Source organism: Priestia sp. JSM ZJ58 (assembly GCF_044383985.1).
In the GTDB taxonomy this organism is placed as follows: domain Bacteria; phylum Bacillota; class Bacilli; order Bacillales; family Bacillaceae_H; genus Priestia; species Priestia zanthoxyli.
In genome coordinates this window covers 2,827,528-2,839,818 of the sequence record NZ_JBISEM010000001.1, presented here as the reverse complement: position 1 = coordinate 2,839,818, position 12,291 = coordinate 2,827,528, and the positions used below count along the sequence as shown (strand labels likewise).

11 protein-coding genes are annotated in these 12,291 nt (G+C 39.2%); 8 read left to right on the top strand and 3 right to left on the bottom strand.

Features of this window, described 5'->3' with window-relative positions:
- Positions 1-159: 159 nt before the first annotated feature.
- Together ACH6EI_RS14985 and ACH6EI_RS14980 are read left to right on the top strand one after the other, a co-directional pair.
- On the top strand, positions 160-2,313 hold the full coding sequence (locus ACH6EI_RS14985; protein ID WP_108674633.1) for a DNA topoisomerase III: 2,154 nt from the start codon (positions 160-162) through the stop codon (positions 2,311-2,313).
- 117 nt (positions 2,314-2,430) lie between these two features.
- Complete coding sequence (locus tag ACH6EI_RS14980; protein WP_098626762.1) at positions 2,431-2,829, top strand: PaaI family thioesterase; 399 nt, start codon at positions 2,431-2,433, stop codon at positions 2,827-2,829.
- A 4-nt stretch (positions 2,830-2,833) separates the two neighbouring features.
- Here the strand turns inward: ACH6EI_RS14980 and ACH6EI_RS14975 are convergent, their stop codons facing one another.
- Positions 2,834-3,460, bottom strand: coding sequence for an NUDIX hydrolase (locus tag ACH6EI_RS14975; protein ID WP_098999862.1), 627 nt, complete (start codon positions 3,458-3,460; stop codon positions 2,834-2,836).
- A 139-nt stretch (positions 3,461-3,599) separates the two neighbouring features.
- On the opposite strand from ACH6EI_RS14975, the gene ACH6EI_RS14970 reads away from it, so the two are divergent.
- Together ACH6EI_RS14970 and ACH6EI_RS14965 are read left to right on the top strand one after the other, a co-directional pair.
- A complete protein-coding gene (locus tag ACH6EI_RS14970) occupies positions 3,600-4,289 on the top strand; it encodes a DUF421 domain-containing protein (protein ID WP_226313324.1) in 690 nt (229 codons plus the stop codon).
- 119 nt (positions 4,290-4,408) lie between these two features.
- Positions 4,409-4,588 (top strand): hypothetical protein, encoded by a 180-nt coding sequence (locus tag ACH6EI_RS14965; protein ID WP_108674634.1) that lies wholly within the window; start codon positions 4,409-4,411, stop codon positions 4,586-4,588.
- 23 nt (positions 4,589-4,611) lie between these two features.
- On the opposite strand, the gene ACH6EI_RS14960 is transcribed toward ACH6EI_RS14965, so the two are convergent.
- Positions 4,612-6,129 (bottom strand): alpha/beta hydrolase, encoded by a 1,518-nt coding sequence (locus ACH6EI_RS14960; protein WP_098626763.1) that lies wholly within the window; start codon positions 6,127-6,129, stop codon positions 4,612-4,614.
- Between the two features lie 256 nt (positions 6,130-6,385).
- Between ACH6EI_RS14960 and ACH6EI_RS14955 the strand changes: the two genes are divergently transcribed.
- The 4 genes from ACH6EI_RS14955 to ACH6EI_RS14940 all read left to right on the top strand — a co-directional run bounded on the left by ACH6EI_RS14955 (position 6,386) and on the right by ACH6EI_RS14940 (position 11,612).
- Entirely contained in the window at positions 6,386-7,297 is a 912-nt protein-coding gene (locus ACH6EI_RS14955) for an AEC family transporter (RefSeq protein ID WP_033578749.1), read from the top strand.
- A gap of 125 nt (positions 7,298-7,422) precedes the next feature.
- Positions 7,423-8,922, top strand: a complete 1,500-nt coding sequence (gene zwf / locus ACH6EI_RS14950) for a glucose-6-phosphate dehydrogenase (protein ID WP_176344177.1) — start codon at positions 7,423-7,425, stop codon at positions 8,920-8,922.
- Positions 8,923-9,071: 149 nt separating this feature from the next.
- Positions 9,072-10,127, top strand: coding sequence for a tartrate dehydrogenase (locus tag ACH6EI_RS14945; RefSeq protein ID WP_098112512.1), 1,056 nt, complete (start codon positions 9,072-9,074; stop codon positions 10,125-10,127).
- A gap of 273 nt (positions 10,128-10,400) precedes the next feature.
- Complete coding sequence (locus ACH6EI_RS14940) at positions 10,401-11,612, top strand: MFS transporter (RefSeq protein WP_028413667.1); 1,212 nt, start codon at positions 10,401-10,403, stop codon at positions 11,610-11,612.
- Positions 11,613-11,730: 118 nt separating this feature from the next.
- On the opposite strand, the gene ACH6EI_RS14935 is transcribed toward ACH6EI_RS14940, so the two are convergent.
- Complete coding sequence (locus ACH6EI_RS14935; protein ID WP_014460492.1) at positions 11,731-12,054, bottom strand: winged helix-turn-helix transcriptional regulator; 324 nt, start codon at positions 12,052-12,054, stop codon at positions 11,731-11,733.
- Positions 12,055-12,291 lie beyond the last annotated feature (237 nt).

Sequence of the window (12,291 nt, the reverse complement as noted above, 5' to 3'; positions counted from 1 at the left end):
AAAAGTATAACGGACACTGACACGCTTTTAAAATGGGATATGTATTTCTCATTGAAACTACTTTTCTCCCCATTCATACTCCAACAGCTCTTTCTATGATAAAATAATAAAACTGAATAAGTTTCACATGGAAATTTGAAATGTAAGGTGATTAAATACATGAAGTTAATTATTGCAGAAAAGCCGGATCAAGGATCGACGCTCGCTTCACAGTTCAAGCCGAAGCGTCACGACGGCTATTTAGAGATTCCACCGAATGAAGTGTTTACAGACGGAGCATATGTAACGTGGGCAGTGGGGCATTTATGTCAGCTTGTGAGCCCGGAAGATTATAAGCCGGAGTGGAAAAAGTGGTCAATTGACACGCTGCCGATGATTCCAGACCGTTTTCAATATGAAGTGACGCGCTCAAAAGCAAAGCAGTTTCAAGTGGTGAAAAAATTGCTTAAAAAGCCGACGGTCACAGAAATTATACATGCGGGAGATGCGGGACGCGAAGGAGAATTAATCGTCCGTAATATCATCCAGCTGTCAGGTGTGCATAAGCCGATGAAGCGATTGTGGATTTCTTCCTTAACGCCAAAAGCCATTTATGATGGGTTTCAACAGTTAAAAGACGAAAGCGATACGCGTAATCTTTATTATGAAGCCTATACAAGAGCATGCGCGGATTGGGTCGTTGGGATGAATGCTTCACGCGTGTATAGCATCTTATTGAAAAAGCATGGCATGTCAGATGTTTTTTCAGCAGGGCGCGTGCAGACACCAACGCTTGCTTTAATTGTAAAGCGTGAAAAGGAAATTGATAATTTTAAATCAGAGCCTTTTTGGGAAGTGCTTGCTAAGTTTGATATTGAAGGAAAAAAGTATGAAGGCAAATGGCATCAAGACGGAGAGTCGCGTCTTAAAGAAAAAGAAATGGCGTATAAAATTGCTCAGTTTTGCGAAGGAAAAGACGCACAAGTTCATGAACTCGTAACGGAGCGAAAAGAGTTCCAGCCGCCTTTATTATTTAACTTATCATCACTTCAAGCAACGGCGAATAAAGCGTTTAAGTTTTCACCTAAAAAGACGCTTGATGTGCTGCAAGGGCTATACCAGAAAGGAATTGTTTCTTATCCACGATCAGACTCAAACTACGTAACAGAAGGCGAAGCGGAAACGTTTCCTGAGATTTTAGAAAAGCTGAGTGCTTTTTCTGAATATGAACATTTATTTCCGCTTCCGTACGCTTCAATTTTAGGAAATAAACGCTACGTAAATGCAAAAAAAGTGAGCGATCACTATGCGATCATTCCAACGGAACAAGTGAAGGACCCTAGCAAACTGTCAGGAGAGGAACAGAAAATTTACGACTTAGTCGTAAGACGGCTAATTGCGGCACACTACGAAAAAGCGATTTTCGACTACACAACGATTACGACACTTGTGGAAAAGCGAGCAGCTTTTATTTCAAAAGGAAAGCAGCAAATTCAAGAAGGCTGGCGCAAGGTAATTTTTCAAAATGAGAAAGACGACGATGTCATTCTTCCGAATGTTCAAGAAGGCGAAGAAGGTAAAGTTATTAAGGTAGACGTAAAAGAAGGCAAAACACAGCCTCCAAAACGCTACACCGAAGGTCAGTTGATTACACTGATGAAGACAGCGGGTAAGCATTTAGATAACGATGAGCTGGAGAAAATTCTAGCAAAATCAGAAGGCTTAGGAACAGAAGCTACGCGCGCTGGAATCATTACAATGCTTAAAGATCGTAAATATATTGATGTGAAAAAAAACCAAGTGTTTGCGACTGATAAAGGAAAGGTATTGATTGACGCGATTGGAGATAAAATTTTAGCTTCACCAGAAATGACGGCTAAGTGGGAGCAGCGTTTAGCTGAAATTGGGCAAGGAGCAGCATCGGCCGCTACTTTTATGGAACAAACAAAGAAACTTTCAGCTAAAATTATCGAAGACGCTGTCGAAGCAGAAAGCAAGTGGAATTTCAGCGGATACGACACTGAATCCATTCAGCGAAAAGGCAAGGGAAAAGGTAAAAGTTTTTCCTCTAAATCGTTTGGTCCATGTAAGCTTTGCGACGGAAAAGTAGTCGATAAAGGTTCATTTTACGGATGCTCAAACTATGCAAAAACAAAATGTACATTTACCGTATCGAAAAAGATTTTAGGTAAAACAGTTACTCAAGCTAATTTAAAAAAACTGTTAAGCGAAGGGCAGACAGACTTGATTGAAGGCTTTAAAAAAGGTGATAAGACCTTTAATGCGAAGTTAGAATGGAAAGAAAACAAAGTGCAGTTTTTATTTGAAAAGTAGAGAAATAAAAAGCGCTTGCTAAAGATAAAGAGCAGGCGCTTTTTGTATGTAAAAACAGGAGTTTTCCAGCCTTTCTAGAATTTCCTACATAGCTTATTTATGTAAAGGATGAGATTAATGAAACGAACGAGTAAAGGGATGATTCCGTTTTGGGATTATATTGGCATTGAAGAAACGCTGCTTGAAAAAGGATATGCAGAGTTGAAAATTACGATTCAACCGCAGCTTCTGCAAGGAAGAGGAACGGTTCATGGAGGCGTTATTGCCACGCTTATCGACGCGGCTGTTGGTTCGGCTGTGCGTTCTTCTCTTTCTGAGGAGGAAAGTGCCAGTACAGTTGAGTTAAAAGTAAATTACACAAGGCCGGGTATAGGCGAATATTTAGTTGCAAAGTCTACATTGTCTCACCGCGGCAAAACGCTTGCTGTTGGAGAAGTGAAAATTGAAGACAGCAGCGGCAAGCTTGTTGCGCTTGGCAGTGCAACATATATGATTTTTTCAGCAAAAAAAGCTTAGGATTCTAAGCTTTTTCTGCTGAATTCAGCTGCTGACTAATACATGCAATAATTGTTTTATAGTAAGCTTTGGGATGGGGAGCAAATTCACTTTTATGTGCTGTACGGTGAATTGGCTCTTTTTCATTTGTTATCCCTTCAATGATCAGTTCTGTTTGATTTCCAAGCCACAGTTCGCAAAAGTTAGAAAAAGGCGCTTTTACAAGTCCTGATACTTCTTCTTGCTGCAACGTAAACGCACTAAGAGGGTGAGAGCTGTAGTATAAAAATACATGTGCAAATTCTTTATCAACATAGTGCGGCTGAGATACTTCGTATTTAAAGACATCTAAAGGAAGCAATTCATCAAATGAAATGTTGACGCCGAGCTCTTCGTGAATTTCTCTTACACCGTCCTCAGCGGTTTCTGTATGAAGCAAATGTCCGGCAGCTGTGATATCGAGTGCACCGGGGTAATCTTGCTTTTGCTCGCTGCGAATTTGGAAATAAATATAGTCTATATCATTTTCGCGGCTGACAAACCAGCAGTGAAACGCTTCGTGCCAATAGCCTTTTTCGTGAACTTCTTTGCGAGACGCGGTTCCTATGCGCTCCTGTTGGTTGTTAAATATGGTTAACACCTCATCGTTCATCGTAAGTCCCCCAATTTTTTTCCTACTTCTTTCTACTCTAACCTGCCGTGAAAGGTATGTAAATAATGGAAGATGAAAATCTGCTTTGATACATACAAATATGCACAAAATAAAAGATACATCAATTTTAGTAAAGAAGGTGCATGCGTTGAATCATTGGATGGAAGTAGTACTTCGTTCAGTGCTGATTTTACTTGGCTTGTTTTTTATTACAAAGCTGTTAGGAAAAAAACAGTTATCCAAACTTTCTTTTTTTGAATATATCGTTGGCATTACGATTGGTGATATTGCGGGAACCATTTCAATGGACGTAGATTTACAGGCAAGTCATGGGGTAGTCGCGATTTTAGTGTGGGCATCGTTTCTTATTTTTGTCTCAAACGTATCGTTAAAAAGTATTAGCTTTCGAAAAGCGGTGGAAGGGACGACGACAATCCTCATTAAAGAAGGAAAAATTCTTGAGGAAAATGTAAAAAAAGAAAAATATACCGTAGATGAGCTCGTGGAACAGCTTCGCAAAAAAGACATCTTTTATGTGGAAGACGTCGCTTTTGCCATGCTCGAAACAAACGGCGAATTAAGCGTGCTGTTAAAAAAAGAAAAGCAGAACGTTACAAGAGAAGATTTATTAATAAAAGGAGAGGCGACGAGATTACCTCAAACGATTATCATGGACGGAAATATAATGAAAGAAGCGGTTCATGAGCTGGGGTATAGCGTAGCGTGGGTTAAAGAACAGCTCAAAGAGAAAGGTGCTGCAGTCGACAAAGTATTTTTAGGGCAAGCAGACTCAGCGGGTCATCTCTATCTTGATTATTATGAAGACTGAGGCTAGGACAAACGTATTTTAGCCCGAGTGAAAAACGAACCACTAATCAACATGTTGATTAGTGGTTCGTTTTTTTGTGATGGTACATATCGTTTTATCTGTTTCGTTCCCTCTAGCAGTTGATTGGAGGGCAAGGTGAAGAATCCTGCGGAAAAAGCGGATCAGGTGAGACCCCGCAGGAGCGCAAGCGACGAGGAGGCTCAGCGGCCGCCCGCGGAAAGCGAAGTCTTGCACGGAAATCAACTTCGGTGTCACAAGCAGTCCAGCTCATGTATCTCATTTGTTCGCCTTTAGGCTGAATTCATTTCGTTATGTCTCAGCCTCAGCGGGGATCTACTTCTCGTCCAGATTTTATGTCGATGACTTTAAGGCTGTCTTTTGGTGCTTTAATATCTTTACTTGCAGGCGCTGCTTTTTTATTTTCTACCCAGTCTACTAACAAATCAAAAGATTGATGAGCATATGGGAGCAGGGGCTGAAGCTCTTGATTTGGATCCGTTTGTTTATTCCACACTAAGCTATCAACGTGATTTCCGTTTTTCACAGTATAAAGGCGATGAAGATTTGCCTTGCCAGCTTTTTTAACGAGTTTTTCATAGCCTTCGGCGTGAATAGACGGGAAGATAAGTGAATCGAGAGAGCCAGTCATACTGATAAGAGGCACATCGATATCGCCCGTATTTTCTACTTTTGCTACATTTTCTTTTACGCTTTTTGGACGGGTTTGATAGCGATAATTTTCAAAGATATAGTCCCATGAACGGTCGCGCAGGCCTGATGAAGTAAAGTTTAAATAGTTGTGCCAGTTTGTTCTTCCTGGAGCTGTCGGATCAAAATGGTCACGGTAAATGTTTAAAGTAACCGCCCAGTACACTTGATCATGGTAATTCCACAGTTTTTCTGATCCTTTGGGAAGGCCGGCTTTATACATTTGTTTAATAGCTTTTTTCTGCTCTTTTCCCGTTCCGTACAGCGCTTCTTCCGCGTTGTTTACAACCGGTGTTAGTGAGCTGATTAAATTTGGCGCTTTTGCACTCCACAATACGCCTTCCCAATCGACGCCTCCATCAAATAAACGAGGCTCTTTGGTTTGTTTTGGATCGTCGTGTTCAAGTGCGTATCTGACAACGTATCCGCCGTTTGAAATGCCAATTGCATACGTGGGTACTTTATGATCGTTTCGAATCAAATCGCTTGCAGGGTTTTTTCGATTAGCCGGATTGATTAGTTTGTCTGAGTAATGAGTAGTCAAGTATTGCTGAGCTGCTTTTGTCATTTGACGATAGCGCATATTCCATTCTGCTACGCTGTCGTCATCGTTAGCAAGCGCATTTTTTACTTTAGCAAAAGGATCGGTAGGGTCACTTTCTCCTTGCGTTCCTTTATCAATCGCGGCAAACGCATAGCCTTTTTTAAGAACGTAATCGCTGAATAATAAATCGGTGGACGTTTCGTTGCGCGTAGCAGGAATGCCGGCTACCACAAGTTTTCCATTCCAGTTATCAGGAACCCGGATGACGAACTGAGCGTCTTCAAAAATTCCATTTACTTGCGTTCCTTTAACCGCAGCGGGCTGATTGATTCGATACCAGCCTGATTCATCTTCAGCTTTTCCCCAGTTATAAGGAGTAAGCCCGATGTTTCCATAGAGCGTAGCCAGCTGATATTGAGCGGGGTTTTTAGTCGTCAGCCAATTCCCGTTCGCTCCGTCAAAATAGGTTTCTGCTGATTGATCAGCATTTGGAATGACATCTGTTTTGTTAGCAGCTTCAGCAAGAGATCCTGAAGCGGAAAAACAAAGAGCAGCAGAAAAAGTAAGCGCTATCATTTTTCGTTTCACGTTTCTTCCTCCTCATGAAAATACTCATACCTTTTAAGTAAATTCCATAAAAAAGAAAAATGTCCTGTTTTAAAATCAATTTAGAAAAAAGTTTTTGCGTTTGTTTCTAAGCTGTTTTTGTCTGACAAATAGGTAAACTGCATCCAATTCTCTAGTTTCTTTTTAGGCTGCTTATATTATAATGAAACAAGGATTAAAAAAGACAGGGTAAAACAATCGATTAAATAAGTATAAAAGAAGGTAAGGGAGTAGGTCTATGAGTAGCTTTAACAGTCAGTTTTTGTATTCCATTACAATTATTCTATTAGGATACATACTAAAACGAACAAACCTCCTTCAGCAAAAAGACGGGGAAGCTTTAGCAAGAATTATTTTTAATATTACAATGCCTTGCTTGATTATTGTTACATTCAGCAGTATTAAAATTGATGGATCGCTTATTTTACTATTAGTTATTGGGATTGTCTATGGCTTGCTGTTAGCTGCAGTCGGAATTTTTGTTTTTCGAAAAGATGAGCGAAAGGTGAAAGGCATGCTGACGATGATGATTCCAGGGTTTAATATTGGAATGTTTGCCTATCCATTAGTGGAAGGCATTTGGGGAAAAGAAGGGCTTAAATACTTTGGTATGTTTGATGTCGGAAATGCTTTTGTTATTTTTGTTTTATGCTATGTAATTGGCAGCTACTATTCAGGGGACGATATTGATATTGAATTTAAAAAGATTTTATACAAAGTATTAAAATCGATGCCGCTTCTGACCTATGTAATCATTTGTCTTCTTGCGATTATAGGCCTTCATTTACCATCATATATTTTAGACGTCTCAGGTATTATCTCTAAAGCGAATATGCCGCTTTCTCTTTTGCTTTTAGGCGTATATTTAAATTTTTCGTTCCAAAAAAGCTACTTAAAAAAAATTATCATGTTTTTAAGCATTCGCTATGTGATCGGACTTGGCGTAGGAATTGCGCTGTTTTTCTTGCTTCCATTTGAAGATATGTTCCGGTATACAATTTTAGTTTGTTTCATTCTACCCGTAGCGGGATCCGTTTTACCTTACGCAGTAGAATTCAAATACGATCAGAAATTTGTCGGGACCGTTTCAAATATGACGATTTTGCTGAGCTTTTTGCTGCTGTGGGGAATGACAAATATTTTAATGTGAATAACAAAGGACGCTCGCACTTGTGAGCGTCCTTTTTGATGAAAAAAGGATATTCCCAAATAAACAGAGGTAAGCTAGGAGAAGAGAAAATCCATCATACATACAACCTGACGGGAGGAAAAAACGTGGAGTCCTTAACTTTTGTTTTATTTGGCGCAACGGGTGATTTAGCAAAAAGAAAAATCTTTCCTGCTCTTTATAATTTATTTACAGACAAAAAGCTCCCTGATGCTATTTCTATTATTGGATCAGGGTACGAGCAGCTATCTCATGAGGATTTTAAAGAGCGTGTAAAGCAATCTATAAACGATTTTTCGAGACGGAAAATGGAAAGTAACGAGGAAGATTTTTTGTCGCTGTTTCATTACCAAGCAGTAGACGCAAGCAAAACAGAAGATTACAAACAGCTGCTAAATCTTGTGAATGAGCAAGAAACAACTCATAGAAGTAAAGGAAATCGTTTGTTTTATTTGTCTGTAGCACCAGAATACTTCGATGTAATTGCGCTGCATATAAAAAAAAGCGGCTTGGATCAAACCGGAGGCTGGAAGCGTCTTATGATTGAGAAGCCGTTTGGACATGATCTTGCTTCAGCAAGAAAGCTTAATGAAAAGTTAAGCAGTACGTTTAAAGAAGAAGAAATTTATCGAATTGATCATTATTTAGGTAAACCGATGGTACAAAATTTAGAAGCGCTTGAATTTACGAACCCTGTACTGCAATCATTGTGGAATAACAAACACATTGCGAATGTCCAAATTACAGCAAGTGAAACAGTCGGTGTTGAAAATCGTGCAGGGTATTATGATCATACGGGAGCCATACGCGACATGATTCAAAATCATATGCTGCAGGTTCTCATGATGACAGCCATGCATCTTCCAAAACGAATTTGCTCAGAAAACATTTTAGAAGAAAAGCAAAAAGTAATGGAGTCACTGAGGAAAATTCCAGCACAAGAAGTAGCTCGCGATGTTGTACGAGGACAATACGGAAGCGGAGAAATTGATCACAAATCTGTTAAAGGATACAAAGAAGAGCCCGGCGTAGAAGCAAACTCTAAAAATGACACGTTTGTAGCCGCTCGCTTATGGATTGATAATCCATTTTGGAAAGGTGTTCCTTTTTATATTCGAACGGGTAAACGAATGAAAGAAAAATCAACTCGTATCGTCATTGAATTTAAAGATTCGTTAAAAGGTCTGTATGAAACTCCTTATGATAAAGTAGCGCCAAACTTATTTATTATTGAAATTAGCCCAAGCGAAAACGTCGCTTTGCAGCTTAATAGCAAAAATCCATTAAAAAATGGTGTGATTGAGCCGGTTCGTATTACGTTTTCAAGAGAAGAAGAAAGTGTGCCGGAGGCATATGAACGAATTATTTACGACGCATTAATCGGCGACTCCACATTTTTTGCCCATTGGAAAGAAGTAGAGCTATCTTGGCAGTGGGTACAGCCAGTATTAGATGCATTCGAAGCTGATATGCTGCCGCTTTATGAATATCCATCTGGTTCACAAGGCCCTGAAGAAGCACAAAAATTAGTTGCACAGGAAGGCTTTAAATGGTGGCTCGATGACGATGAACATGGGGAAGCACCTGGAGTGTTTTTGCCGATTTGAAAAAGACATCTCTTTGAGGGATGTCTTTTTCACGGTTTGTATATTCTGAATTTTCTTGAGATGATTATTTTCCCTGCGTATAATCAAAAGAGTATAATCCATGAGGTATTGTGTATAGATCTATATAAAAAGACGCAGGGGGACTTTTGATGAAAACGTTAAAAATAGCGAATATACCAGGAGATGGAGTAGGGAAAGAAGTTGTTCCAGAGGCAGTTAGAGTTCTTCATACGATTGCAGAGCTTCACGGGGAATTAAAATTTGAATTTACAGAATTTCCTTGGAGCTGTGATTATTATTTGAAGTACGGACAAATGATGCCGGAAGATGGGCTACAGCAGCTTCAAGACTTTGACGGAATTTTTTTAGGAGCCGTAGGAAATTTAAATCTTGTGCCAGACCACGTGTCGCTATGGGGTCTGCTTATTAAGATTCGTCGAGAATTTCAGCAGGTAATTAATATTCGTCCGGCCAAGAGGCTAAAAGGCATCGCATCTCCACTAACGAACCCAAAAGACTTTGATTTAATTGTTGTTCGTGAAAATAGTGAAGGGGAATACAGTGAAGTAGGAGGCCGGATATATCAAGGAGAAGATCAAATTTCGATTCAAAATGCGGTTTTTTCTCGAAAAGGAACAGAACGAGCGATGCGCTATGCCTTTGAATTAGCTTCTAAAAGAAAAGCCAAAGTTACAAGCGCCACGAAGTCAAACGGAATTGTTCATTCCATGCCGTTTTGGGACGAAGTGTTTCAAGATGTTGCAAAGAGTTATCCTCATATTGAAACAGATTCCCAGCACATCGATGCGCTGGCGGCTTTCTTCGTAACAAATCCAAGTCGTTTTGATGTCATTGTGGCAAGCAATTTATTTGGAGATATTTTAACAGATATTGGAGCTGCTATTATGGGGAGTATTGGCGTTGCTCCTGCTGCAAATATTAATGTGAACGGAAAATATCCTTCGATGTTTGAACCGGTGCACGGGTCTGCTCCTGATATTGTCGGAAAAGGAATTGCAAATCCAATCGGACAGATTTGGACGGCTAAAATGATGTTGGATCATTTCGGTGAACAAGAATTAGGCAGTCATTTGTTAGAGGTTATTGAGCAAGTGACGGAATCGGGTATCATTACACCAGATGTTGGAGGCAGCGCAACTACTAGTGAAGTAACGGATCAAATTATTTCTCATTTAAAAAAGTGACGCTTCTAAAAGAGGCTGGGATAAAAGTAATGTAGTTGAAGGGAAATCCGAACGATTAATCGTTCGGATTTTTTCATTGTGATGGTGAATGTAGGTTTCATTTATCGATTTGTTTCTATAGAAAAATGAAATCGATAAATACATGTTGACACTTACATATATGAACCCTATAATAGTTTGAGTTGAGATAATTCGTATACATATTATTTATGGACTATGCTTTAGTTTGTTTTAATAAATAGGTACGAATGAAAAGATAAAAGGAGGAAAATCATGCAGAAATCGAAATTATGGACAAAAGATTTTTTAGCGGTCTCACTGACTAGCTTTTTTGTTTTTGTCATTTTTTATATGTTAACTGTCACATTGCCGCTGTTTGCAACGGATGAACTTCATGCAAGTAAGCAAAGCTTAGGGTTAATTGTGACAATTTTTTTAGTCTCCGGCATTGTGTTCAGACCGCTAGCCGGTAAGTGGATGACAACATTAGGACAAAAGAAAGTCCTATTAATAGGTGTCTTCATCTTTTTAATTGGTTCTATTTTATATATGAATATCCACTCATTATCAGCGCTGCTGCTGCTGCGTGTGCTTCATGGTATTGGTTTTGGAATGAGCACAACTGCTACAGGAGCAATTGTTGCAAATGTAATCCCTGAACAGAGAAAAGGAGAAGGGATGGGATACTATGCGACGTTCATGAATTTAGCGATGGTAGTGGGTCCGTTTGTAGGCTTAACGTTAACAAATACTTTGGGTCATACAGCGGTCTTTACCGTTGCGATTGTATCTTCTGTTTTAGCAGCATTATGCAGTTTAGTACTTCGTGTACCTGAGGTGGAGCCAGCTTCTTCTGCAACAAATAAAATACAGCCAGCTAAAGGTCTTGCGGCGTTTTTTGAATACCGTTCGCTGCCTATTTCTGTTGCTGGCCTTGTGGTAGCTTTTTCATATGCAAGTGTTATTTCGTTTGTGTCTATGTATGCAAAAGAAATGGGCTTTACGCAAGCTTCAAGCTTTTTCTTTGTTGTATACGCGGTGTGCTTATTAGCTTCTAGACCTTTTACTGGAAAATGGTTTGATCAATACGGAGAAAACAGCGTGGTATATCCGTCCATTTTATCTCTAGCTATCGGTATCTTTTTGCTTAGCCAAGCGACAACAAGCTGGGTGTTTTTATTAGCTGGAGCATTGATTGGATTAGGATTTGGAACGATTACATCAAGTTTTCAATCCATTGCTGTAAAAAAAGCTTCTCCTCATCGCCGAGGTGTCGCCACGGCTACGTTTTTTGTGTTTTTTGACTCTGGAATGGGGTTAGGGTCCTTTTTATTAGGTATTTTATCTACAGCAGCCGGATATAAAGGAATGTATGTATTCTGTTCCATTGTTGCTCTTTTAGCTATAGCAGTATACCTTGTATTGCACGGCCGAAAAAGCCAGAAACAGCGTATTATTTCTCAAAATGAATCATTAGGAAAATAATATAAATAAAAAAAGGCGTGCTCAAGGGGAGCATGCCTTTTTTATTTATGGAGCTCTAAAGAAAACGGTTGTGAGCACATCGATATTGAAGCCTTCCTGATTTCTTTAGAGATTTCTTTTATTCCACTTCTTCTTTTGTAATCCACTCACTGGACCATGTCTGAATTTCCTGAATTACCGGCGCCAGTGCTAATCCTTTGTCGGATAGCGAATACTCGATTCGAACAGGAGTTTCCGGAATAACCGTACGAATGACGATTCCTTCATGCTCTAATTCTTTTAAGCGCTCGGATAAGAGCCTTCCGCTTACTGGAAGTGCTTCTTGCATTTGAGAAAACCGCTGTGAGCCGGAAAGTAGCTGAAAAATGATCAAACTCGTCCAACGTTTCGTTAGTATAGTAACAGCCTTTTCAAAACGCGGGCAGAGTGCTAAACCGTCCATGTTATTACCTCCATTCTCTTCCTATATTATAAAACAAAGTCAGCATTTTATCTAGTGTTGTGTAATTTAATTACTTAAAGAACATAAATTACTTTACGTTTTTATGTTTTAATTATATAATTTATATAATTAAAGAAGTTAATTACTAAAAGTAACAAAGAGAACATAAAAGCTTTACAAGATAAATGTATCGTCATATAATACTTTAAGCAAGTAAAGTTACTTACTTTTAGTAAG